The following is a 24,106-nucleotide window of genomic DNA, read 5'->3' on the forward strand; positions in this document are numbered from 1 at the left end:
CGCCCACTCTAATCTCGTTTATATTGTAATCGTTGTTTTTCTGAATGACGTTCAATTGCTAATTCAATTAGTGTATCAATTAGCTCTGGATAACTAACACCTGTATGCTGCCATAAAAGAGGATACATACTTACCGGAGTAAACCCTGGCATCGTATTTACTTCGTTAATGTAAATTTCATTTTGATCTGTTACAAAGAAGTCAGAACGTACAATACCCGCGCAATCTAAAATTTTAAAGGCACGAATCGCCATATCTTTCATTGTCGCCTCAACATCTGATGGAATTTCTGCCGGAATCACTAAAGCTGTTGAACCATCTTTATATTTCGAATCATAATCGTAGAATTCTGTCATTGGTTTGATTTCGCCTGCAACCGAAACTTTCGGATCGTTATTTCCTAATACACCCATCTCGATTTCACGCGCTTTAATACCTTGTTCAACAAGCACTTTTCGGTCATATTGGAATGCAAAATTAATTGCTTTTTTTAATTCTTCTATGTTATTTGCTTTGCTAATACCTACACTTGATCCTAAGTTTGCAGGTTTTACAAACATTGGCCAAGTTAACTCTGTTTGACATTGCTCTAATATTTTCTCTTGTTGATTGCTCCATTCATGTTGAATAAAGTATACAAATGGCACTTGTTTTAAACCAGCCACTTCAAATAGCTGTTTCATAACAACTTTATCCATACCAGCAGCAGAAGCCAACACACCATTCCCAACATAAGGGAAGTTTAAAACTTCTAATAACCCTTGAACTGTCCCATCTTCACCATTCGTACCATGAAGTAGAGGGAAGATAACATCAAATTGCGCTTGTTTTCCTTGGTCTAAAATAAACTCAGTTATGTTATTTTCTTGCACATCATTTTTTGTAAATTGTAATTGTTCTGCAGATTCAACTGCTTCTGTTAATTGAGGTCCTCTAAGCCATTGCCCATCTAATGTAATGTAGATTGGGTGCACTTCATACTTATCATAATTTATTGCTTTAGAAACTGCTGTAGCCGTTGAAAGTGATACTTCATGCTCTGCAGATTTCCCTCCATATAATAAACCTATTCGCTTTTTCATTACTTGACCTCCAAAAATTGAGTATTTCTATTTTAACACAGGATGTTATGAAGAATCATAAAACGAGACAAAAACCTATATATGACCTATATTATAGAACTTCTTGCAAAAAAGTGAAAAAAACTCTCTGTCAAAAAGAAAAAGGACAGAAAGTTTTTTAAGAAATTTTAATCAATTCATCATAACTTTGTTTTAAAATAAAATTTAAATCGTCCCATACTTCATCAGCATAATCGTAATCCGATAATGTTCGTATTTCAATTCCATAACAATTATTCGGTTTCTCCATTTTATAAAGGGACAACAAAGCACCTTCTTTTATAAATGGGCGATAAGCTTTTAAAACAAGTGGATCTATTTTAGGAATAGCTTCTTTTGATTTTCTTCGCCAAAAACTACCGTTTCCTTCTTTTTCTTTAATTAATGAATTATATACATTAGAAACTAGGGCTTCATAGTCGTTTAGAAAACGGAAATAAATTTTGGTTGTCTTGTCATTCAAAGAAGAATAATACACATATCGATTTGACAGTTTCGGGAAAAATGGCGAATGAATTGGCTCTTTTTTATGTCCAATATATAGTAACTCAGCTTGTTCAAGCGGTGTTAAATTGTTTAAATCTTTTTCCTTTAAAAAATCGACAAAACATAAATCACTCTTTGTATCGGCCATTTCTTTAACGAACTTTTTCAAATCTTCACCCGGTATAAAATCAAATTGGGTATTCATATTAAATAAGCCATCTTCGTAATCATGTTTTAGTAACAATAAGTTTTGTATTGGATCGACCGCATTAACAAACTGCTTTAAAGATAAACCACTAAAAATAACGAAATGGTCGACATCATTCATATGTATATATAGATGTTGTATAAAGTCTTCAGCAGTTTTTTGTTTCTTCGCCATACGATCACTCTCCAATATTTTGGTCCAAATAATATTATATGTTTTTATTTATTTTTTTGAAACATTTTCGAGACGCTTTTCGTCACAACATAAAACTAATCGATAGTACCCTTTTTCCGCATTTCTATGTTAAAGTAAAATGTGCAATCGTGAAAGAGGAAATTTACGATTTATTAAAAGTTAATAAGGTGAACAAAATGGAAAATCATCGAAATTTTGCCGGTCGTTTTGATTGGAAGCTATTTTTTATATTAGTTATCTTTTTAATTATTAGTTTGTTGGCGATTTCGTCTGCCCAAACTACTGGTCAATACGGTGCTACAAACTTCGTAATAAAGCAACTTCAATGGTATGTGATTGGTGCATTCATAGTAGCTTTTGTTATGTATTTCGAACCCGATCAATATAAAAAAATGTCCTGGTATTTATATGGGTTTGGCGTTTTATTATTACTTCTTCTCATCTTTATGCCGGAAGGTCCAGGTCAACTTGGTGAACCGGTCAATGGCGCGAAAAGTTGGTATCACTTACCAATAGGGAATATTCAACCCTCGGAATTTATGAAGACCTTTTATATACTGGCTGTTTCAAGGGTAATCAGTAAGCACCATGAACAATATGGGATTAAAACAATTAAAACAGATTTTATTCTATTAGGTAAAATAGGTCTGACTTTATTTGTTCCTTTGGCATTTATTATGTCACAACCAGACTTAGGGTCATCGCTTGTATTTTTAGCGATTACCGCTGCAATTATAATCGTTGCTGGTATATCATGGAAAATAATCTTGCCGGTATTTATTAGTGGGGTAGCTGTAGGCGGCACTTTACTTTGGATGGCCATTTATATGCAAACTTTTCTTGAAGAGAAGTTAGGTTTTAGTCATTACCAATTTGCCCGTATCTACTCTTGGTTAGACCCTTATGCTTACTCCTCAGATTGGGGTTATCATTTAATAACCTCACTAAACGCAATTGGCTCTGGTGAAATTTTCGGTAAAGGTTATATGGATCGAGAAGTGTATGTTGCCGAAAATCATACTGACTTTATTTTCACTGTAATCGGTGAAGAATGGGGATTCCTTGGGGCAAGCTTTGTTATCTGTTTATATTTCTTGCTTATTTATCACTTAACAAAAACTACATTAACATTAAAAGATCCGTTTTGTACTTATGTATGTGCTGGTATCATTGCAATGATTACCTTCCACGTTTTTGAAAACATTGGGATGACGATTCAACTATTACCGATTACCGGTATTCCTCTTCCATTCTTAAGTTATGGTGGTAGTTCGTTAATGGGGAATGCCCTTGCAATCGGCTTGGTGTTTAGTATGAAATTCCACTACAGAACATACATGTTCTCTGCAAGTGATGACGAAGATTAACAAAAAGCATATCTTACTTTAAAACTTCCGATAACAAAACTCCCCCTGGTGGACTGGACCAGGGGGAGTTTTAATTATAAAAAACGAGTAAATGAACGAAATATTGTTCATTTACCCGGAAAAGTCTTTCAAAATAGCGTACTAATTATATTTGTTTGAATTTGCTTTGTTTATTTATACTTGTGGAGTTTGAGTTGGTGGTGTTAGTACTTTTAATAATTCTAAACGAGACTTTGTAACCGTTGCAGTAACACCTAACTTCGATAAATTCGAAACAATTTTCTTTATATCTACTTCTTTCGGCATGCTTTCCACCTAACCTTCCGAATATATATATAATTTTTAACGATTTTATAATTGAAAAAGTTTCATCTTACTAGAGGTCAGACAAGTTTATTGACATTATCATAACATGTTTCATAGTAAATGTGTTTACAATTATGTTACAAGTTTATAAATGTCAACCAAAAAGCTTTCAATTTTTCCCTTAAAACCATAATTTCTAATATCTTTTCTTTTTATTCACTCATTTTTAATTTCCTTAATGAAATTGTTCCCTGTTACAACTTGTCTTATTTTCTTTTGCCAATGTAAAATGGTTTTATGTACAGATAGAAAGCAGGGTTTATATGAAAAAACCAATCATTTTGTTAATGTCAGTTCAATTTCTTGTTTATTTAGGATTTGGCATTATCATACCGGTATTACCAGAAGTAATTGTTCAACAAGGTTGGGATGAGGTACATGTTGGAGGATTACTAACAGTCTACGCTCTTGCTAGCTTTTTTACCGCTCCATTTTGGGGACAACTCTCTGATCGTGTAGGGAGAAAGCAACTTATATTAGTAGGACTTGTAGGTTTTTGTTTAAGCTTTATCGTCTTTAGCGTGTTTATAAATAATTTATTTATGCTCTACATATCACGTTTAATAGGTGGACTATTCTCTGGTGCTTTATATACTTCTGTCACTGGATTTATTGCGGATATGTCTACAAACGAAAACAGAAATAAATATATGGGTTTTATGGGTATGTCAATTGGATTAGGATTTATATTTGGTCCAGCCATTGGAGGAGTTCTCGGACATACTAGCTTACAATTACCTTTTAACGCTTCTGCATTACTAATAGGTATTCTCTTTGTTTATGCACTACTCGTGTTAAAAGAACCTGAGCGTATTGGCGAAGCGAATAAACGTAACATCATTCCAAAAGGTGCAAAACATCTACTTCGATACCGTATTCGCTATTTATTATTGTTTTCATTTTTTGTAACGTTTACATTAGCTGGGGTTGAAGCTACGTTTCAATTATTCCAAATACAAAAAATCAACATTACTCCCCTTCAATTAGGATTATTATTTATGTTTAGTGGTTTTGTTGATGCTGGTATTCAAGGCGGTGTTATTCGTCGTATTAAAGATGGAACAGAAACAAAGTGGTTAATGGGTGCGCAAATTGTAACAGCAATCGGACTTCTGTTAATTACCCTAACTACAAATTTAGTACTAGCTGGTCTAGCATTATGTGTATTTACAGCAGGGAACGCTTTAGCGAGAACTTGTGTAGTTTCATTAACTTCTAAAGAGTCTGGTGGTAAGTATGGAACTGCTGCAGGCTTATCCTACTCAATGGATAATTTAGGGAGAATTATTGGTCCCCTATTCTTTACAGCACTATTTACCGTTAATATATCTCTTAATTATTATATATCAATTTTACTAGCTCTTATGTCTATTTTCCTAATTGTTATTTTCAGCAAAGCAAAAAATTCTTTACGAACTGAACAAGATTAATCAATACACTGCGTATACTTATATTACGCAGTGTTTCTTTTATGTTGGAAAATTTTTCTAAAAATATGTTTTATTTTTTTAATTTTGGTGTAAAATTAAGAAAAATGTTCATAAGATAGACAAAGAACTCATTTTCTATTTGTTTATAAAAATCGATCCTATATGGTGGAGGAATTAATTTGAAAACACTAGAGAACTTTGATTTACCTCAACAATTGGAAGGCTTTCGTGAGAACTTAATACCCTCCCTAAAACCATCTTCTTTAATTATCCCTTACAATACTACTACTTCCCTTACAGCTAGCAAATTTGCTGGATACCCCTACTTACCTAAAAATCAATTACACCCAAAAGATTCAGATGGTAATTATATGTACTTGTTAGCTCAGATTAATTTTTCTGAATCAACATTTCCTGCGACTTTTCCTAATCAAGGATTATTACAAATATTTATTTCTAAAAATTTATGTACTCCTGAACATCAAGTAGTTGAATTATTATGGCAACAAGATTATAAAATTCGTTACTATTCAACACTCCTTCCAGAAAGTGACTTAATACACGACTTTTCATATTTAGAAACACTTAATACATTCCCCATCGAAAATGAAAAGGGCATTCTATTTATACCAAATGTAGAACCAGTTTCTGCAACTGATTATCGAGTAGAACGATATTTTAAAAAGCCCCTTTCACAATACGGAATTATTAATGATGACGAACGAACTCTTGAAGATATATATTTTGAAAGATATTTAGGAGCAGATCATAAGATAGGAGGTTATCCATATTTTATTGAATCCGATTCAAGGGAAAATTCGGAGTTCCTACAATCCTACGATACCCTTCTTTTACAAATCGTTACGAATGATGAGCATGGTATCAATTACGGGGATACTGGCGTCCTAAAATTCTTTATTAACCAAGAAAAACTAATGAATCTTGATTTTTCTAATATTTATTTCCATGCTGAACAATACTAAGTCAAGTTAAAAATTACTTTCGTACATTAAATCAGTTATAATAGATTTATTATAATTAAAGTAGGTGCATTTTGATGAGCCTCTTAATCGGTACCATTACTTATATTCCTATCATTCTGCTTATACTAAATTTCATTCTAGCGATTACGGTAATCTTTTTAGAACGTAAAGATCCATCATCAACTTGGGCATGGATACTAGTCCTTTTCTTTATTCCGTTATTTGGTTTCGTTCTTTATTTATTGCTAGGCAGACAAATGCGCAAAAAGCACTTGTTTAGATGGGAAGGACAAAAGGATATAGGAATCGATAAACTAATTACTTATCAAATAGAAGCTTTGGAAAAGAACTGCCTTGATTTCACCACTGACACAGTGGAAAAATATAAAAGCCTTATTCATATGAACTTGAAAACGAGTGATTCTGTACTTACACAAGATAATGATATACAGATTTTTGATGATGGTACTAAGAAATTTGAATCACTAATTAAAGATATACTCAACGCAAAAGACCATATCCATATTCAATATTATATTTTTAAGTTGGATAATCTCGGGAACCGAATTTATTCTGCACTTAAGAGGAAAGCAAAACAAGGTATCAAAGTTCGCATTCTTTATGATGAAATGGGTTCCCGCGGATTACGAAAAAGACATTTCAAAGAATTGCTAGAGCTTGGAGGAGAAGTAGAGGTGTTCTTCCCCTCCATTCTTCCGTTATTAAATCCTCGTTTAAATTTTAGAAACCACCGAAAAATCGTTGTCATTGATGGTCGTATCGGTTACATTGGTGGGTTTAATGTGGGGGATGAATACTTAGGTTTAAACAAGAAATTTGGTTATTGGCGTGATACACATATTCGAATTGAAGGAAGTTCTGTCCACCCTTTACAAACACGTTTTTTACTCGATTGGAATCAAGCTAGCGAGAACAATATCGATTATTCAGAAAGCTACTTCCCCGCTATCCCTAAAAAGGGGAATGTGGCGATGCAAATAGTCTCAAGTGGTCCTGATAATGTATGGCCAACGATTAAAAATGGCTATTTAAAACTTTTAATGGATGCAAAGCGCTATATATATATTCAAACGCCTTACTTTATACCAGACAATAGCTTCTTAACAGCCATCGAAATTGCAGCATTATCAGGTATTGATGTTCGAATTATGGTTCCAAATAAGCCAGACCACATGTTTGTTTACTGGGCGACCTATTCTTATGTAGGACAGCTATTAAAAGCTGGTGCTAAAATATATATATACGAAAAAGGATTTATTCATGCAAAAACCATAGTTGTTGATGATGAAGCTTCAACGGTTGGAACTGCAAATATCGACGTACGTAGCTTCAGTTTAAATTTTGAAGCCAATGCATTTATTTATGATCATATTATTTCACATGAGCTTGCTGAAATATTTGAAAAGGATATACAAGATTGTACAGAATTAACCCTTGAGAAATACGAAAATCGCCCCTTACTTATTAAATTTAAAGAGTCTATATCTAGATTACTTTCACCAATTTTATAATATAAAAAGGGACTCAAAATTATTCCATAACTTTGAGTCCCTTTTATTAGCATATTAACAATTCGCTGATTACATTGAACTACCCTATTTAAAGAAAACCATTACTGAATATTCAAAAATTCCTCTAATGTCAAATTAGATTTTTTCACTTTTTGTGCTAAATCTACCCCAACATATCTAAAATGCCAAGATTCATACATATAGCCTGTAATTGCTTCTTTTCCTTTTGGATATCGTAATATAAATCCATATTTGTCTGCATTTTCAACCAACCACTTACCTGCAGGGGTTTCTCCAAATTCTTCAGTTAGCCATAAATCCTCATTACCCTTTTCTCCAACATCAAAGGCTAGTCCAGTCTGATGTTCAGAATATCCTGGCCTTGCACTATATCGATCGGCATTTTCTTTTCCATCACGTTCGACATATCTGTTATAAAGAGTTTCTTGATATTCGTATGAGCGATATGTACTAAAAGCAACTAATTCAAACCCTGCGCTTTTAGCATCTCCTGCCATTTTTTCAAATGCTGCTCGAGCCTCTTTATTTTCACCTGGTGCAAAATCACTTGGTAGTGGATACTTTTTATTCGCAATAAGTACACCATCTATGTATGTTGGTTCTGTTGGTTCAGGTTGACCTTCAATATACCCACCATTTGTTAAAGTACCTTCATTTTGTTGTTCAGATTCATTGGATGTTTCATCATTTTGTTCTTCTTCTGGTTGATTCTCTTCTACTGGTTGTTCATTTGTATTTTCTTCTGTTTGCTGTTCGGCTACATTATCAGGAGTTTCAGCTTTATTTTGATTTATTATCCAGAAGTAAATACCTACACTAACAGCTAATACAATTAAAATCCCACTGACTATGTATTTCCCTTTATTTGACTTCTTATTATTGCCATAACGATATTCTTTCATGACACCTTGCCTCTTTCCTTTACAATGGTTCTATTTTAGCACTGATTCTCTCAATTTTCTCCATTTAGCACTTATTGTTTTAAAAACATGAAAAACCGAGGTTTTATTTAACCTCGGTTTCCTTAGCAGGATGCTCAGAATAATATTTACGTCCAATATAAGTTTGAGCAATTAATAATAATCCACTAACAGACCAATAAAGCGGAAGAGCTGCCATAGATGTAAATGAAATAAATACAATCATAATTGGTGAGATATAAATCATTAATTTCATTTGGGCTTTTTGTGACTCAGGAACCGTCCACAATGAAACTCTCGCTTGTAAGAAGTAGACAACACCAGCAATAACGGTCATTAATATGTCTGGTGTACCTAAGTTAAACCACAAAAACTCGTGAGTCTGTACATCCTCAGAATATCTTATTGCAAAATAAAGACCCATAATAACAGGCATTTGAATGATGATAGGTAAACATCCCATATTTAATGGATTTATACCATTTTCGCGGTATAAAGTAAGCATTTCTTGCTGAATTGTCATTTGTTCTTCTTTTGTTTTTGCTTCTTTCAATCTTGCCTGAATCTCGTCCAATTTCGGTTTAACGACATCCATTTTCGATTTCATTAATGATTGTTGACGATAGTTTTTTAACATAAACGGCATTAAAATCAATCGAATTACTACTGTAATGGCAATAATAGCTAAACCATAACTACCGTTAAATACATCATTACCTAAAAAATGTAGTATCCAATTCATCGGTCTTACAAAAGTTCCATAAAAGAATCCTTCTTGATTTTCAACTGCTTGACATCCTGTTAGTACAAGTACTACTAAGCCTAGCATTGAAAATAGTGTCAGCTTTTTCATTTTTCCACCTACTAAATATTTTCGCTAAAATGAAGTATACAGTAAAAGAAATGTGAATATCAATTAGCAGGTATACTATACTCACTTAAAAACTGTAAATATGAAGAGAAATACAGCTGGCACTTTTGCCAACTGTATCAAATTGCAGTTATACTCTTTCTAGATCTACTTCAGGAATTTCAAATCGGTAAAACTCATGATGCAATTCATCTCTAAAATGTTTCGGTGTAACCCCAGTATATTTTTTGAAAATCCTAGTGAAATAACTTTGGTTACAGAAGTGGAATTGTTCAGATATTGAAGTAATACTTTTATTGGTATGTCTTAAATAGTATTGAGACTCTTCTACCCGGCGAACATTTAAGTATTCAACTAAAGTAATTCCAACATGTTCTCTAAAGATACGAGATAAATGGCTAGTACTTATATGGAATTTTTGTGCTATACTTTCTACTGTTAGGTCGTTTTCTAATTCGTCATTTATGTACATTATTACTTTATTTACTGTTTGGTGGCGGAATGTAGGTTGTTTACGATCTGCTATGAAATAAACATAAAAATCAATCAAGTCATCAGCAAATTGTAAAAATTCAGCATCCTTCATTTTATTCTCTATCATGTCTACACATGCTAGATTAAAAGCAAACGCTTTCTTTGAAGGTACTTGATTATCTAACAATTTTCTTGCAACAATAGAAGATAAAATAGCGAAGTAATTACGTACTACTTTAATTACCTGTTTTCCAAACCGAATAGAAAGAATATCAATGATTTCATGTAAAGATTTTTTCGCTTTTGTTCCTTCTAAGTGAAAGATTTCAAATAACAGCTTTGATTCAATATTAAAAAATTCCTCAATTCCGTTATATTGATTAATACTATCAATCTCTTGAAAATACCTTTTTGAAATTGTTTCCGATATTGAATGTTGGTGTAGCTGCATAGAATATCCCATCTTTCTTCAGAATGCAATTTGCATAATTGTTTTCAAAAACAATAAGTAAGTAAACATCTAGTATTTTATACTTAAAATAAATATGTATTTGGATTCTTTAATAATTTTTTGCAATATAAACAACCATCTATTGAGTATTTTATGCCAAAAATTCCTATTTTAGTAGTAGATAAATGAGAATAAAGAAGCAATTATTAATAACTAACCTGAATATTACCATAATTTCATTTTTTTTCAACTTAAATTTCCAAATGTGTGTATAATAGGTTATTATTATCTTTTGCACTATGAAAAGGTTATTTACTTTATAATTGTATAATGTTCTACTTATAAGTTAAACTAGTTTTATGAAAGCACTTAAAAGTGACAGAAATAAGAAGATATTTTTTTACTAGCGTAAATTTCCTTAATTATTCCGCAATCTTCTCTATTTCATTTATATAATTATGTAGTAGAATATATGATATATGTATATAAAAAAGAGGTGTAATAAAGTGGATCCAAAGCAAATTGAAGAAATTATGGATGTCATTAAAGATTTCTTCCCTGAAAATACATCAATAGCCATTTCTGACACAAATGAATATTTGTATTATCAGCCAAGTAAAAAAGTTGATCTAAAAATAAAACCAGGTGATCCAATTAAAGAAGGATCTGCTGCACATCAAGCTCTTACATATGGACAAAAAATCAATACGTATATTGAGTCTGATGTTTTTGGAGTTCCATATTACGGGATGAGTATTCCTTTAATTGAAGAAGGTGAAACAAAGGGCTCGGTAACAGCAATTTTCCCACAAAAGCCATCTCCATTTTTAACAAATTACATTACAGTTAAAATTGATGATTGTTGGTACCCAATTAAACATAATCAAGTGATTTACCTTGAAACTCAATTAAGAAAAACATTTGTAAAAACAATGAGTAAAGAAGGATATCACCGCCTCAATTTAAGTGACCTAGAATTATTCTTGGCACCAGATTCTTTCATCCGATGCCATCGTTCGTATATAGTTAATATCGATTACATTGAAGAAATTCAACCAGATTCTCATTCGACATTCTTATTAATTATGAAAGACGGTACGAGAATCCCAGTAAGTCAAAGATATGCAAGTTATTTCCGTAGATCTTTAGGATTTTAACATTCAAAAACGTTGTAGAAAATTTTGTTTTCTACAACGTTTTTTTGTTATCCAAACAATATCTTCCATTTCTTTAGTACTAAAGTCTTCCATAACTTGCATATTTATACACCTTTTAAATTGGCGATTTCTTACCTTTGATTAAAAAACTATCGTTAACACATTATATTTCTCGAAAAAACGTCATTAAAGCACTTTCATGTATTAAGTGAAGATTTTGTGACAATATAGTGTTATTATCATTTTACAAGTTGAAACAATATTCGACTAAAAGACAGAATATTCTACATAATTCTTAGTTTTACATCTATTAGGGGGAGGATTTTAGAATGGATCCAAGAGTTGAAAAACGTTTAGGTTTAAAACAATTAGCAGAAAAAGTTGTATCTGCACAAGAAGCTGCTGCTCTAATTGAAGATGGTTCAGTAGTAGGTATGTCAGGATTTACTCGTGCAGGTGATGCAAAAGTAGTTCCTATGGCATTAGTTGAACGCGCTAAAAATGAAAAATTCAAAATTGATGTATATACAGGAGCATCTTTAGGCCCTGAAGTAGATAAATACTTAGCTGAAGCTGGTGTAATCCGCAAACGTGGACCTTTCCAAGCTGATGCTGGAATCCGTAACTTAATCAATGCTGGTGAAATCACATATGTTGACGCACACCTTTCTCACAACGCTGAGCTTGTACGTCAAGGTATCATCGGTCCAATTAAACACGCTATTATTGAAGCAGTTGCAATCACTGAAGAAGGTTATATTATCCCAACAACTTCAGTTGGTAACTCTCCAATCTTCGTTGAATATGCTGAAAATGTAATTATTGAGTTAAATATTACTCACCCAGAGTCAATGATTGGTATTCACGACATCTATGTTCCAGGTGAACAAGGTAAACGTGAACCAATTCCAATGACAGATCCTGAACAACGTATCGGTACAATCGGTATTAAAGTTGACCCAGCTAAAATCCAAGCAATCGTTGTTTCTGAAGAGCCAGATGCACCTTCAATGATCGTTCCTCCAGATGAGGAAACTCAAAGAATGGCTAACTTATTACTTGATTTCTTCCGTGATGAAATCAAGGCTGGTCGTTTAACAAACGAATTAATGCCTTTACAATCTGGTGTAGGTTCTGTAGCGAACGCTGTTTTAGACGGTTTCGCTGATTCAGAATTCGAAAACTTAGTTGTAGCTTCTGAAGTATTACAAGACGCAGTATTCAACTTAATTGATGCTGGTAAAGTACGTTTTGCAGCTGCAGCTTCGATTACACTTACTAAAGAATTACAAGAAAAAGTATACGGTAACTTAGAAAGATACGCAGACAAAATCTGCTTACGTCCACAAGAAATTTCTAACCATCCAGAACTTATCCGTCGTTTGGGCTTAATCTCAATCAACACAGCTCTAGAGTTAGACATTTATGGTAACGTAAACTCTACACACGTATCAGGTACTCGTATGATGAACGGTATCGGAGGTTCTGGTGACTTTGCTCGTAACGCTCGCCTTGGTATCTTCGTAACGAAATCATATGCTAAAGGTGGCGCGATTTCTTCAATCGTACCAATGGTTTCTCACGTAGACCACACTGAACACGATGTAGATATCATCGTAACTGAACAAGGTCTTGCTGACTTACGTGGATTAGCTCCAAAAGAGCGTGCTAAAGTTATTATCGAAAACTGTGCACATCCAGATTATAAAGAGCAATTATGGGATTACTTCAACCGTGCTGTAGAAGCAACTGGTAATCACCAAACTCCTCACATCTTAGAGGAAGCTTTATCTTGGCACGTAAACCTTGCTAAAAACAAAACAATGAAAAAAGAAACTGCAAACGTTTAATACGCATGCATATATGGCTAGCTCCGAAGTTCTTACTTCCAAGGAGCTAGCCTTTTTTCATTTATGTCCTGGAGCGATTTTGCTTTCAGGTCTTTTTTATTTGAAATACATAATAATTTCAAAAAAGATATAATTCAAATACTTTTTTAAGTGATATAATAATAACTGAGATTGGTTATCAATAGGAGCGATTTTTATGAAGTATTTAATCTATACAATCATTTTCATTTCGTTTTTCGACTTATTTACGCAGTTACCTGTTATGAGCACTTTTGCTGAATCTATCGGAGCTTCTTCGTTTATAACCGGTATTGCAGTTGGATTATATTCTTTTTCAAATACTTTTGGAAATGTCATCTCAGGAATTTGGACAGATAAAAAGGGGCCCTACATTCTATTACCATTAGGTCTTGCTACCACAAGTCTTTCACTACTTTCATATGGAATGATTAATGATTCATTCACTTTATTAATCATCCGATTTATACATGGACTTTTTGCCGGATTAATCGTCCCTGCTGCATTTGCCTACCACTCAAGTATCATGTTAAAAGAAGAAAGAGGTAAAGGCAGTGCTCATTCAGGTGCATTTGTCGGTATAGCAGCAATAGTAGGACCTGCATTTAGTGGCATACTCGCAAGTCGAACGTCCGTCCCCTTTGTATTTAGTGTAACAGCTGTCTTAATGTTAATGCTTGCAATAATTGCATTCTTCTCTTTAAGAAAATTTACAATTATACGGATGAAACAAAACAGAACTAAAGACAAGGAAGCCGGGATGAAACACGATTTATTCCAAAATCCCGGAGTTATTAAGGCATTTACAGGTGCATTTTTCTTAATGTTTGCTCAAGGGGTAATTGCTTATTTATTACCTTTACATGTAGAAACACTGGGATATGACTCAAAAATGAGCGGCATATTATTAAGTACTTTTGGAATAGTAGCCGTTTTAATTTTCATATTACCTACAAATCGTATTTTTGATAGAGTAGCCCCTACATATACTCTTGGTTTAGGAATTAGTCTTATGGGGTGTTCCCTATTTTTATTAAGTATGGGAACAGTAAGCTACATACTTTTTCTGGCCATGGCGAGCTACGGTATAGGATTTGGGTTCTTATTCCCATCTATAAATGCACTATTAATTGATTCCACTAATGAACAAGTGAGAGGAAAAGCATATGGTTACTTCTATGCATTTTTCTCTTTAGGTGTAGTTGTTGGTTCCTCTGTACTAGGTTGGTTACAGTTGAGCATTTCACATGGTTTTCTCGTTACAGGAGCAATATTAATATTATTTGCGGTTGTTGTTTTGTTTAATAATAGAAGTCAACAATTCTCGATGTAGAGAATTGTTGACTTCTTTTTAATGCAAGTGTGTCGTCTCTTGATTGCTTTCATTGTAATAAGCTAAAGTAGTTTGTGCTCCACCCTCACCAACAAAGTTGTTTTCACGAATTCGTTGGTTTGTTGTGCTTGCTGGCGTTTCAGCTATTTCTTTTAAGGAATTATTATCATAGTTGGGATCATTTTTATCTTTCCCAGCAAAAATGTTACTAATCATCTGCATTGTTTTTTCTCTATTTTCTTTTTTGCTTAAGTAAGATGCAGCACCAGCAACTAGAGCAGATATTACAAATCCTTTACCTTTCATCTTCGCCATTTATCATCCCTCCAATCATCTTCTATCAATTACTTTTCCCCATTTTCAGCTGATTATCTGAGGATAAATATTGAAATCTAGTCTTATTGGAGGATATTTGGAGTTTTTAGTAATACTTTCATGATTCCATGAATAACCTTATATAACCGCACTATTTTTATAACAAATATTACATATTAACACAAATTATCACAAATAAGATACCATTTTTCTTAATAATTCCCCAATTTTCTACATTTATAATAGCCAAAAGCAGCTAAAAGGAGGCACAAAACAATGAATGAAAATGATTTCACTTATAATTGGAAAGATATTACTTCAATAATCGTTGCATCATCTGTTTTAACTTCTGTTATTTTTGGTTTTACACTTTTCTTTTATTAGCATAAAGTTTAAAGTAAAAGGCAATCAAGTTGGAAAACCAACATGATTGCCTCGTTTTTACGCTTTCACATCATCGTAGGATTTACTTTTTTCAAAGGCAGCTACAACATAAGAACAGATTGGGTTCATTTTGTAATGATTTTCTCTTGCATAATCTGCTGCTTGATCTAAAAGCTTCTTTGCCACCCCTTGGCCGCGCAATACGTCAGATACATAAGTATGCGTCATATCCATAATTCCATTACGTAAGTTCCATTCAATTTCAGCTAACTTTTTTCCGTCTTGTTCATATTCATATGCAAAATGATTCGGACTTTTTTCAGCTAATTTAAAATCCATGTTCATCCCTCCCATTTGCATCAATATAACATAGTTTCTGTTACTTTTTAATTGAATTGCTCGTTTAGTTCATTATTTAAACCAAGAAGAGATTGTTTCAATTAAGTTATTAAAGAAGTTTTTCACACTATTCCAGAAGCCTTCATCTTTCAAAACATCACCGAATTTTTCTTCAAAAGCTGTAGTTAGGTCTGTTAATTGTTCAGAAAGCTTGCTAAAATCAATATCTAATTTACTAATACGATCCATTAAATCCACTAATAATTGACGATCTTGTTCACTTAATTGAATATTTAATGCAGCTAGTTGGTCCTTAACAATTTGCTCTACTTCTTCTTTTGTTGCTGGGTCTAGCTCTGCAATTTGTTTTTTAATGCCTGTTAATAATTCTGCGATTTTTTCATCACTAATATTAGCATTTTGTGCAATTTGAGTAGCAACAGATAATTCATCATTTGCCACGTCAGTACGTTCGATATCTAGTGTTTCCCCTGTTTTTACTTCATATGCTTTGTAAATACCTACTAAAGCCGAGTGTCCCGTTACAGGTTTTGGTGCTGCAATTTCTACTACTGCATCTTCAATACCAGCTGTTAACATTGCATTCGCATATACTTCAGATGTAACTTCCGTAATGTTATCTGGTGTAACGATACTAATAATTAGTCCTTTACCCGCGTCTTGACGAGTTATTTTTGCTGAAGAATACATTCTTGAACTTGCATTACTATTTTTTATATATTTTACTAAATCTTCACCAGATACAGTGATTTCATCGACTTCTGCTTCTTTATCTACTTGCAATGCAACTTTTACAGTTTCTTTTTCTTGTTCAGATAAATTTGCTCCATAAACTACAATCGGAACACCTAACTTTTCATTGATTGCTTTTACATCAGTTTCGTTAGTAGCTGCAAATGAGCTTGCTGGGATAATAACTGAGAACAGCAAAGCAAATACAGCAACTAGGGAAAGCCATCTTTGTTTCATTTTCTTAACCCCTTTCGTAAATTAGTACGATAAAAAAAGTAAAAGGTTTCAACATTCACCTTTTACTTTTTCCATTAAATGATTTCGGTCCAACCGTCTTGTTGTTTGATTTTTCCTGCTTTCATTAATGTGCCAAGTGCTCGTTTAAAGGCGCCTTTACTCATTTTAAACATTTCAGAAATCTCTTCTGGTGAGGACTTGTCTCCAAATGGCATTTTCCCGCCAACACTTTGTAAATAGTCTAAAATTTGTTCAGCATCTTTTCCGAGCCTCTCATGTTTACGTGGCAACATCGATCCATTTAATGACCCATCTTCTTTTACATCAATTACCCGAATCGAAACATCTTGACCAAGTCTTGGTTCAGCTTCCATTTCTGAGTTATGCACGAATATTCGGTATGGCGTCTCCACACCTAGTAAAAATGCACCCACCGGTAATAGACGATAAGGACGAGCAATGATATTTTTGTTGTGCATTTCTTCCATTGCACCTTCATAAAGCTCATTCACTTTTTCTTCAGTTACTAAACGACCAAATAAATCTCCATTACGATCTGTACGTAGTGTAATATATAGGTGATCACCTACTTGTGGCCAAAGCTCTGTAAGTGGTGGTAGATCTTCACCTTTTACAAGTACCTCTCTAGTTGATCCAATATCAACTATTACTCCTTCTTTCGATACTTTAATTACCCTTGCCCAACCATATTCACCTTGTAGGATTTTAGGAATAACAGTTGTAGCTTGTAAGTTACCTCGTCGATCGGCAAAGAGGAAAACTTTTAGCCTTTCACCAAGTTCTAAAGGTTTTTGTAGTTCTGAACTGTTTAAAGGAATCTCTAGGTCTCCATTTGTTAAGAGCCACTTTGAGCCTTGTTCTTCAAGTACTGTAAGTTCCACGACTTGGCCTGATTTTAGTTCGTTCAATTTAGTCTTTCCTTTCCAATCAATTGCAAATTTTTATTATTCTTTCATAGCTTCAAGTTTTTTTAATATCGCCTGATTTTCTTCTAGTAACTGTACTAAATCGGCAATACGGTCGATTGAATTCCAACTTAAGTGGTGTTCAATCCCTTCTACATCTTCATATATTCGCTCTTCATCTACTCCAATAAGACGCAAGAATTGCTCCAGTAACTCATGTCTTTTTACAAGACGTTTCCCTAGTTTTTCACCTTTTGATGTTAGTGTTAGCCCACGATATTTTTCATATACTAAATATCCGTCTTTATCTAATTTTTGAACCATTTTAGTTACTGAGGAAGGAAGAACTGATAACGCTTCAGCTATGTCAGACACCCTCGCATATCCTTTGTTTTCAATTAATAAATAAATTTGTTCGATATGGTCCTCCATACTAGGTGTTGGCATAACAAGTCTCCTCACTTTCGAAATGTCATTTTCAATTTTACTACAACAATCCTAAAAAGGTAACTTAAAACAGTGACGACTTTTCAATATAGAAAAATGTCCAATAAGTCAGTATTTGACAAATTGGACAAAATTAATCTGTATGATTTGGATGTTTACCCATTTTATAAATAGATAAGATAATTTGTTTATTAATTTGTTGGATATTTTCTGAAGTTTTTAACTGATTGAAAGCATCTTCACGGTTAGCACTTGTAGTTACGTAGTAAGGGGGCAAGTGATTTAATGCATGTGCAGCAATTTCTAATTCGCAGGACTCACAGTGACAAAAGGTTTGATACTCTAACCCATGGAGTAAAAATTTAATTAAACCAAATACAATTTCTTCTGTAACGTTTACTAAACTCGGCATATTCATATTTTTCACCATTCCTTCATATTATACATCGATAATTTCCTCCTATATTTCTCCTATTTTTTTCATTACGTTCTACCTAATACACTAAGCATAAATTCCCCCTTTTTAAGTGTCAAGATATTAAATGAGGCTAAATTACTACAAATTTTAAAAGGCAGAATTCCCTTTATATAAACGAACTCTGCCTCTATACTTATTTTATTCTCCGTGTAGATTCAAAATATATGATTTATGAATATCACCATTAATAACTGTTTTATGGTAGCGTCCAAATACCCAATTCGAAAGTTGGTTGTCGTACCATTTTGATTTCACATGGCCACTTTGACCAGGTGCAACAAGGTGATATGCAACAGATGGATCATACATATCAACAATAAATCTCCATGAAGCGCCGTGATCCACATTACCCTCACCATCTTCTGCAGCAGCTTGGACAGTTACACGAGAACCTCCAACTGATTGTTTATCAGGGTTTAGATAAGGCGCAAGGAAATCAGAAGCACTTGCTAATGGATGGTCAAATGTTAGTTTATTATAACTACCCCACTTCCATTTTGAAACGGTACCACCAAACTTAGCAGTGATTTTTTCTATTGTTTTTTCAAATGAAGAGTAAACTACTTTATCTACCCCACCAGCCTCACTTAACCAAACGCCTTCATTACCTGCATAAGCATCACGTAAAAGTTGATCTGTAATTTGGAATTTACCAGGCATCATTTCATAAACATCTTCAGGCATTTTTCCTTCAAATAACGTATTTTGGATTTCCGTCATAAGTAAATTAAATACTAATGGAGCGCCTTCATCTTTACCATCAAAAAGTTCCCACTCTTCAAGTAAAGTAATGATGTCTGCATATTTGCCCTCTGTGTCCATCTTTTTAATCGTTGAAAGAATATGTGGTAAAAACTCTTCAGCATATAAATTTTTCTTATCTGATTGCATTGCTTGCATATCTGATACAGTTAATCCCTTAATTTCCTTACCAGTCTTTTCATCAATACTTCCAATTTCAATTGATTCAATCATCTCTACAATTCGTTCATAACGATACGGTGGTGCCCAATAATTTGTAATATGATATGGATAGTCGTCACCAATAATTTTATTGTTCGCTGTAGCGATATAGCCTTCTTCAGGGTTGATTACAGTTGGTAATTCATCAAATGGAATATATCCTTCCCAACCATATTCTGATGAATCTCCCGGTACAGGGAATTGGCCATCTCCCGCTTTACGGATTGGAATATTTCCGTTTGCTTTATACGCAATTGTTCCATCTGTAGAAGCAAAGACAAAGTTTTGTGCAGGCGCTTTAAAGTCTTCTAAAGCCGCTTTAAACTCTTCCCAATTACTCGATTTGTTAAATCCAATGATAGCTTCTAGTTCTTGTGTTGATTCCAGCGCAGTCCATTGCATTGAAAACAGAGCAGTAGGTTGTTCTTCTTCAAAGATAAAATCTGAAATAATTGGTCCATGACGAGTTACAACTACTTCATAATCAATTGTTTTTCCATCTTTCACCTTGATAGGCTCTTGGCGTACTTCCGCTTGTTCCCAATTGCCATCGTATTTAAATTCTGTTGGATTTTCCGGATTTGGCTTTTCAATATAAAGATCTTGCACATCAGGGTTCACATTTGTAACACCCCAAGCGATTTTTTCATTGTGTCCTAAAATAATACCTGGAACGCCAGGGAAAATAACTCCACTTACATTTTGCTCTGGAGACTGTAGGTGCATTTGATACCAAACTGAAGGCGTGCCCAACCCTAAATGTGGGTCATTTGCAAGTAATGGTTTGCCATTTTCCGTCAATTCTCCCGAGATAACCCAGTTATTACTGCCGTTAAATTCATGCGGTAGTAAGTCAGCATTTATTTTTCCTGCCACTTGTACAGGGTTTTCTAAGTTTGCTTGAATGATAGTTCCAGCGTCTTCTGGATATTCAATCACTAGTTCTTCTACTTGCTCTTTTGTAAAGTTTTGAAGTGCCCAATGATTAAAAGCTTGTACAGCAAAATTTCCACCTAAGTCATAGGCCATGTACTTACCAATTGTTAAAGAATCAATAGGTGTCCATTGCTCAGGTTCATAGCCAAGAATCTTAAATTCATACGAAAGCTTGCTCGTACCATTTACTTCATCGATAAATGCATTAACACCTTCTGCATACCAATTTAAGATTTGTTTCATTTCTTCGCTATATCCGTCATAGGACTTTTCGGCAGCGTTTCGTAAACTAAACGTACGGAAAAATTTATCTGATTCTACTGCCGATTTCCCTACTACTTCTGCTAGAGTTCCACTTGCTTGGCGACGTGCCAAATCCATTTGGAAGAGGCGGTCTTGAGCTTGTACATAACCTTGTGCGCGGTATAAATCCGCTTCATTAGATGCTTCAATATGCGGTACCCCCGCTCCATCGCGAGTCACTTTGACATCTTCATCTAAAATTGAAACAGTTAAATCCCCTTCAATCGTAGGTAAAGAGTTTTTCACGTAGAGATGAATACCGATTACGACTAATCCACCTGCTACAATGACTAATCCTATTATCCAAATAATCCAGTCGATTATCTTTTTATACTTTTTCTGTGCGACCGCTGTAGCCATTTATACTTTCCACCTCTCTATTCAAAACCCCTTTTTCCAAAACTACTGGATAATTCTATCATTTTACGTTATTTAATTCTAATACGATAGGACAATGATCGCTACCTAAAACTTGTGAATGAATATCCACAGCAGTAATAGAATCTACTAGTCGGTTTGATACAATAAAATAATCGATTCTCCAGCCAATATTTCGCTCACGAACTTTATTCATATAAGACCACCAAGTATAGGCATCCGTTTTCGTTGGATTTAAAAAACGAAAAGAATCCGTAAATCCGGATTGAAGTAATTTCGTCATTTTTTCCCGTTCTTCATATGTGAATCCAGAGTTGCCTATATTTGATTTCGCATTTTTTAAATCAATCTCTTCATGAGCTACGTTTAAGTCACCACAGTAAATGACGGGTTTATGCTCATCAAGTTTCTTTAAATAATCAAATAAATTATCTTCCCATTGTAGTCTTTTTGGTAATCGAGCTAAATCCCGTTGAGAATTCGGTGTATATACGTTAACTAAATAGAAATTTCCGTATTCTAGTGTGATAATACGCCCTTCTGATTCATCCTCTTCTTCTCCTACACCATAGGAAACTTTAAGAGGTTCATATTTCGTAAAAATCGCAGTACCAGAATACCCTTTTTTCTCAGCATAGTTCCAGTATTGAAAATATCCATCAAGGGACAAATCTACTTGTCCTTCCTGGCATTTCGTTTCTTGAATACAGAAAAAGTCAGCATTCACTTCTAGAAAGTAATCTAAAAATCCCTTCTTTACACAAGCCCGAATCCCATTCACGTTCCATGATACAAATTTCATTTAAGATAAATCCTTCCTATGTATATATAAAGCGCCTTTCAAATTGAGAGGCGCTTTGAGAAATTATTCTTTTAAGTCTTCCCCAACAATTTTAACTTCTAATTCCAGTTCAACACCAAACTTATCTTTTACTACATTTTGGACCATTTTAATTGTTTCGATATAGTCCGTCGCAGTGGCATTACCCTTATTGATGATAAATCCTGCGTGTTTTGTAGACACTTCTGCATCGCCTACACCTTTTCCTTGAAGCCCACTATCTTGTATTAGTTTACCTGCAAAATGTCCAGGAGGTCGTTTAAATACGCTACCTGCTGATGGGTACTCTAACGGTTGCTTCGACTCACGTTGATAAGTTAAATCCGCTATTTTCGCATCTATTTCTTCTTGGTTTCCTTTTTCAAGTTGGAATCTTGATGAAAGAACAAAATAACCTTTTTTAGCAATTATGCTTTTACGGTACTCTAATTCGAGTTCGTCTTTTGTTAAAACTAATTTTTCGCCTTCTTTAGTTAATACAGTGGATTCTACGATAATGTCTTTAATTTCGCCACCGTATGCTCCTGCATTCATTGCCATTGCTCCACCAACAGATCCAGGTATCCCACAAGCAAATTCAAATCCAGTTAAAGAATGACTTGCAGCTAATTTCGAAACATCTTTAATAAGTGCGCCACTTTGTGCATAAATTTGAGTACCATCTATGCGGATTTCATCTAATTTTTGAAAACAGATAACAATTCCACGCACACCGCCATCACGAACTACCATATTAGACCCGTTACCAAGCATTAATAACGGTACATTGTGATTATAAGCATACTTCACAACATTCGTTGCTTCCTCTTCTGTTTCTGGTAAAACGAACACATCAGCATTTCCACCAAGTTTCGTCATTGTATATGTTTTAAGAGATTCATTAATTTTAATATTTTTGGGATTAACAATTTTCTCTAAGTCTTGAGCCCATTTTTGTATTGTCATAAAAGCAATTCCTTTCTAACGTCGTACTTCTTAGTATGGGTAATTTAAAGCTTTTTGACAAGTAATTAAAAGGTGCTATTTTAGCCAAGCTTGTGACCATTGTTCAATTTCACGAATAGCACCCTCTAGTGCAACACCCTTTTCAGTAAGAGAATACTCAACTCTAACAGGAACCTCTGAATACACTTTACGTTCGACAATCCCTTCCCTTTCCAATTCTTTTAATCGTTCAGAAAGAATTCGACCACTAACAGGTAATGCAGATTCTATTTCGTTAAATCGGTGGGGACCCTCTAACAATTGGTATAAAATCAACGTAGTCCATCGTTTCCCTAATAACTCCATAGCTTTAGAAAGACGTGGACATAATTTTGTTTCTTTCATTATAATTAATCCCCCTGTACTCGCTTCAAATAAGTATATAAATTCGTCTCTTTCAATAGTGTATCATTTTCAGCAAGTTACAAAAAGTAACTTTTCTTAGTTTTATTATTGACAAATATTGTATCGTTATTCATCTTAGTCTATCATTTTAGTAATAATAGAAAATAGTTGGGTGTTACCATGCAAAGTACGCAATCATTTCTCTCACTCAGCAATTACTTTTTCTGTTAAACATATCATAATCTCAAATGTGAAAGGATCCTTTGATTCCTATTCAGCTCTAGTTAATGCCGAAACACTAGAAGATTTGACTACCGCTAAAATCTCGGTAGCAATTGATGTAGCAAGCATTTTCACAAAAGATTAACACTTAACATCATCTGATTTTTTTCATGCTGACAAATATCCAAAAATATTTTTTACCTCAAACGAAATTATTTCAATAGATGAATGTACATATAATCTTAATGGAGATTTAACAATAAAAGAAGTGACAAATCCAATTACATTTACAACTATTCAATGGTCATGAAAAGTCCTTGGGGTTAAAAAAGTACGGATTACTGCGAAAAAAGGTAAATCGAAGTAATTTCAATCTGTTATATTATGCAGTACTCGAATCTGGAGGCTTATTGATCGGTGAAGATATGGATGTAAATATTGATTTTCAACTTTATCAAATTTAATAAAAATT

The 24,106-nt window shown here is 33.8% G+C and carries 23 protein-coding genes and 1 pseudogene; 8 read left to right on the forward strand and 16 right to left on the reverse strand.

Translation table 11 applies throughout. From position 1 onward, the window contains the following. Positions 1-8: 8 nt before the first annotated feature. Entirely contained in the window at positions 9-1,082 is a 1,074-nt protein-coding gene (locus tag NKR20_RS16530; protein ID WP_121213138.1) for a D-alanine--D-alanine ligase, read from the reverse strand. A 157-nt stretch (positions 1,083-1,239) separates the two neighbouring features. Next, positions 1,240-1,989 carry a hypothetical protein gene (locus NKR20_RS16535; protein ID WP_253427671.1) on the reverse strand — a complete coding sequence of 250 codons (750 nt, stop codon included), beginning with the start codon at positions 1,987-1,989 and terminating at the stop codon, positions 1,240-1,242. A 197-nt stretch (positions 1,990-2,186) separates the two neighbouring features. On the opposite strand from NKR20_RS16535, the gene NKR20_RS16540 reads away from it, so the two are divergent. After that, on the forward strand, positions 2,187-3,377 hold the full coding sequence (locus tag NKR20_RS16540) for an FtsW/RodA/SpoVE family cell cycle protein (protein ID WP_121213136.1): 1,191 nt from the start codon (positions 2,187-2,189) through the stop codon (positions 3,375-3,377). 174 nt (positions 3,378-3,551) lie between these two features. Here NKR20_RS16540 and NKR20_RS16545 read toward each other — a convergent pair whose 3' ends face one another. Beyond that, a complete protein-coding gene (locus tag NKR20_RS16545) occupies positions 3,552-3,683 on the reverse strand; it encodes an Lmo0850 family protein (RefSeq protein WP_253427679.1) in 132 nt (43 codons plus the stop codon). A 323-nt stretch (positions 3,684-4,006) separates the two neighbouring features. Here NKR20_RS16545 and NKR20_RS16550 point away from each other — a divergent pair, with 323 nt between their 5' ends. From NKR20_RS16550 to cls, 3 genes are all read left to right on the forward strand, one after another. Continuing rightward, complete coding sequence (locus tag NKR20_RS16550) at positions 4,007-5,173, forward strand: MFS transporter (RefSeq protein ID WP_121213135.1); 1,167 nt, start codon at positions 4,007-4,009, stop codon at positions 5,171-5,173. A 179-nt stretch (positions 5,174-5,352) separates the two neighbouring features. Then, positions 5,353-6,156, forward strand: a complete 804-nt coding sequence (locus tag NKR20_RS16555) for a YwqG family protein (protein WP_253427681.1) — start codon at positions 5,353-5,355, stop codon at positions 6,154-6,156. Between the two features lie 74 nt (positions 6,157-6,230). Beyond that, a complete protein-coding gene (gene cls / locus NKR20_RS16560) occupies positions 6,231-7,688 on the forward strand; it encodes a cardiolipin synthase (protein WP_121213133.1) in 1,458 nt (485 codons plus the stop codon). 101 nt (positions 7,689-7,789) lie between these two features. Here cls and NKR20_RS16565 read toward each other — a convergent pair whose 3' ends face one another. From NKR20_RS16565 to NKR20_RS16575, 3 genes are all read right to left on the reverse strand, one after another. Continuing rightward, positions 7,790-8,611 carry a M15 family metallopeptidase gene (locus tag NKR20_RS16565; protein WP_253427683.1) on the reverse strand — a complete coding sequence of 274 codons (822 nt, stop codon included), beginning with the start codon at positions 8,609-8,611 and terminating at the stop codon, positions 7,790-7,792. A 103-nt stretch (positions 8,612-8,714) separates the two neighbouring features. Continuing rightward, on the reverse strand, positions 8,715-9,482 hold the full coding sequence (gene yidC / locus NKR20_RS16570; RefSeq protein ID WP_121213131.1) for a membrane protein insertase YidC: 768 nt from the start codon (positions 9,480-9,482) through the stop codon (positions 8,715-8,717). Between the two features lie 148 nt (positions 9,483-9,630). Beyond that, complete coding sequence (locus NKR20_RS16575) at positions 9,631-10,425, reverse strand: helix-turn-helix transcriptional regulator (RefSeq protein WP_097074342.1); 795 nt, start codon at positions 10,423-10,425, stop codon at positions 9,631-9,633. Between the two features lie 506 nt (positions 10,426-10,931). On the opposite strand from NKR20_RS16575, the gene NKR20_RS16580 reads away from it, so the two are divergent. From NKR20_RS16580 to NKR20_RS16590, 3 genes are all read left to right on the forward strand, one after another. Next, positions 10,932-11,582, forward strand: coding sequence for a LytTR family DNA-binding domain-containing protein (locus tag NKR20_RS16580; RefSeq protein ID WP_121213130.1), 651 nt, complete (start codon positions 10,932-10,934; stop codon positions 11,580-11,582). Positions 11,583-11,911: 329 nt separating this feature from the next. Next, on the forward strand, positions 11,912-13,432 hold the full coding sequence (locus NKR20_RS16585) for an acetyl-CoA hydrolase/transferase family protein (protein ID WP_121213129.1): 1,521 nt from the start codon (positions 11,912-11,914) through the stop codon (positions 13,430-13,432). Between the two features lie 196 nt (positions 13,433-13,628). Further along, the gene (locus NKR20_RS16590) at positions 13,629-14,783 is read left to right on the forward strand and encodes an MFS transporter (protein ID WP_253427685.1); all 1,155 of its coding nucleotides are present in this window, start codon (positions 13,629-13,631) and stop codon (positions 14,781-14,783) included. 18 nt (positions 14,784-14,801) lie between these two features. On the opposite strand, the gene NKR20_RS16595 is transcribed toward NKR20_RS16590, so the two are convergent. The 10 genes from NKR20_RS16595 to NKR20_RS16640 form a co-directional block, all read right to left on the reverse strand. Continuing rightward, positions 14,802-15,098, reverse strand: a complete 297-nt coding sequence (locus NKR20_RS16595) for a hypothetical protein (RefSeq protein ID WP_253427687.1) — start codon at positions 15,096-15,098, stop codon at positions 14,802-14,804. A gap of 441 nt (positions 15,099-15,539) precedes the next feature. Next, entirely contained in the window at positions 15,540-15,821 is a 282-nt protein-coding gene (locus NKR20_RS16600; protein WP_121213126.1) for a GNAT family N-acetyltransferase, read from the reverse strand. Positions 15,822-15,893: 72 nt separating this feature from the next. Beyond that, positions 15,894-16,811: a DUF1002 domain-containing protein gene (locus tag NKR20_RS16605; RefSeq protein WP_121213125.1), complete on the reverse strand. Its 918-nt coding sequence runs from the start codon at positions 16,809-16,811 to the stop codon at positions 15,894-15,896. 74 nt (positions 16,812-16,885) lie between these two features. Beyond that, positions 16,886-17,740 carry a CvfB family protein gene (locus NKR20_RS16610; RefSeq protein WP_121213124.1) on the reverse strand — a complete coding sequence of 285 codons (855 nt, stop codon included), beginning with the start codon at positions 17,738-17,740 and terminating at the stop codon, positions 16,886-16,888. Between the two features lie 36 nt (positions 17,741-17,776). Beyond that, positions 17,777-18,184: a transcriptional regulator MntR gene (gene mntR / locus NKR20_RS16615; protein ID WP_121213123.1), complete on the reverse strand. Its 408-nt coding sequence runs from the start codon at positions 18,182-18,184 to the stop codon at positions 17,777-17,779. Between the two features lie 133 nt (positions 18,185-18,317). Then, positions 18,318-18,602 carry a late competence development ComFB family protein gene (locus NKR20_RS16620; protein ID WP_121213163.1) on the reverse strand — a complete coding sequence of 95 codons (285 nt, stop codon included), beginning with the start codon at positions 18,600-18,602 and terminating at the stop codon, positions 18,318-18,320. Positions 18,603-18,800: 198 nt separating this feature from the next. Next, positions 18,801-21,224, reverse strand: coding sequence for a penicillin acylase family protein (locus tag NKR20_RS16625; RefSeq protein ID WP_121213122.1), 2,424 nt, complete (start codon positions 21,222-21,224; stop codon positions 18,801-18,803). Between the two features lie 58 nt (positions 21,225-21,282). Further along, positions 21,283-22,044, reverse strand: a complete 762-nt coding sequence (locus NKR20_RS16630; RefSeq protein WP_253427698.1) for an exodeoxyribonuclease III — start codon at positions 22,042-22,044, stop codon at positions 21,283-21,285. 63 nt (positions 22,045-22,107) lie between these two features. Further along, complete coding sequence (gene murB, locus NKR20_RS16635; RefSeq protein ID WP_121213120.1) at positions 22,108-23,028, reverse strand: UDP-N-acetylmuramate dehydrogenase; 921 nt, start codon at positions 23,026-23,028, stop codon at positions 22,108-22,110. Positions 23,029-23,103: 75 nt separating this feature from the next. Continuing rightward, positions 23,104-23,412, reverse strand: a complete 309-nt coding sequence (locus NKR20_RS16640) for a winged helix-turn-helix transcriptional regulator (protein WP_121213119.1) — start codon at positions 23,410-23,412, stop codon at positions 23,104-23,106. Positions 23,413-23,584: 172 nt separating this feature from the next. On the opposite strand from NKR20_RS16640, the pseudogene NKR20_RS16645 reads away from it, so the two are divergent. After that, a pseudogene (locus tag NKR20_RS16645) lies at positions 23,585-23,944 on the forward strand (YceI family protein). The last annotated feature ends 162 nt before the right edge of the window (positions 23,945-24,106 follow it).

The organism is Ureibacillus endophyticus, assembly GCF_024159215.1.
Taxonomy (GTDB): Bacteria; Bacillota; Bacilli; order Bacillales_A; family Planococcaceae; genus Ureibacillus; species Ureibacillus endophyticus.

What these genes read in the sequence shown, in the direction of transcription:
- NKR20_RS16530 (WP_121213138.1), bottom strand. Translation starts at nt 1,082, where the DNA reads ATGAAAAAGCGAATAGGTTTATTATATGGAGGGAAATCTGCAGAGCAT.
- NKR20_RS16535 (WP_253427671.1), bottom strand. Translation starts at nt 1,989, where the DNA reads ATGGCGAAGAAACAAAAAACTGCTGAAGACTTTATACAACATCTATAT.
- NKR20_RS16540 (WP_121213136.1), top strand. Translation starts at nt 2,187, where the DNA reads ATGGAAAATCATCGAAATTTTGCCGGTCGTTTTGATTGGAAGCTATTT.
- NKR20_RS16545 (WP_253427679.1), bottom strand. Translation starts at nt 3,683, where the DNA reads ATGCCGAAAGAAGTAGATATAAAGAAAATTGTTTCGAATTTATCGAAG.
- NKR20_RS16550 (WP_121213135.1), top strand. Translation starts at nt 4,007, where the DNA reads ATGAAAAAACCAATCATTTTGTTAATGTCAGTTCAATTTCTTGTTTAT.
- cls (WP_121213133.1), top strand. Translation starts at nt 6,231, where the DNA reads ATGAGCCTCTTAATCGGTACCATTACTTATATTCCTATCATTCTGCTT.
- NKR20_RS16565 (WP_253427683.1), bottom strand. Translation starts at nt 8,611, where the DNA reads ATGAAAGAATATCGTTATGGCAATAATAAGAAGTCAAATAAAGGGAAA.
- yidC (WP_121213131.1), bottom strand. Translation starts at nt 9,482, where the DNA reads ATGAAAAAGCTGACACTATTTTCAATGCTAGGCTTAGTAGTACTTGTA.
- NKR20_RS16575 (WP_097074342.1), bottom strand. Translation starts at nt 10,425, where the DNA reads ATGCAGCTACACCAACATTCAATATCGGAAACAATTTCAAAAAGGTAT.
- NKR20_RS16585 (WP_121213129.1), top strand. Translation starts at nt 11,912, where the DNA reads ATGGATCCAAGAGTTGAAAAACGTTTAGGTTTAAAACAATTAGCAGAA.
- NKR20_RS16590 (WP_253427685.1), top strand. Translation starts at nt 13,629, where the DNA reads ATGAAGTATTTAATCTATACAATCATTTTCATTTCGTTTTTCGACTTA.
- NKR20_RS16595 (WP_253427687.1), bottom strand. Translation starts at nt 15,098, where the DNA reads ATGGCGAAGATGAAAGGTAAAGGATTTGTAATATCTGCTCTAGTTGCT.
- NKR20_RS16600 (WP_121213126.1), bottom strand. Translation starts at nt 15,821, where the DNA reads ATGGATTTTAAATTAGCTGAAAAAAGTCCGAATCATTTTGCATATGAA.
- NKR20_RS16605 (WP_121213125.1), bottom strand. Translation starts at nt 16,811, where the DNA reads ATGAAACAAAGATGGCTTTCCCTAGTTGCTGTATTTGCTTTGCTGTTC.
- mntR (WP_121213123.1), bottom strand. Translation starts at nt 18,184, where the DNA reads ATGCCAACACCTAGTATGGAGGACCATATCGAACAAATTTATTTATTA.
- NKR20_RS16620 (WP_121213163.1), bottom strand. Translation starts at nt 18,602, where the DNA reads ATGAATATGCCGAGTTTAGTAAACGTTACAGAAGAAATTGTATTTGGT.
- NKR20_RS16625 (WP_121213122.1), bottom strand. Translation starts at nt 21,224, where the DNA reads ATGGCTACAGCGGTCGCACAGAAAAAGTATAAAAAGATAATCGACTGG.
- NKR20_RS16630 (WP_253427698.1), bottom strand. Translation starts at nt 22,044, where the DNA reads ATGAAATTTGTATCATGGAACGTGAATGGGATTCGGGCTTGTGTAAAG.
- murB (WP_121213120.1), bottom strand. Translation starts at nt 23,028, where the DNA reads ATGACAATACAAAAATGGGCTCAAGACTTAGAGAAAATTGTTAATCCC.
- NKR20_RS16640 (WP_121213119.1), bottom strand. Translation starts at nt 23,412, where the DNA reads ATGAAAGAAACAAAATTATGTCCACGTCTTTCTAAAGCTATGGAGTTA.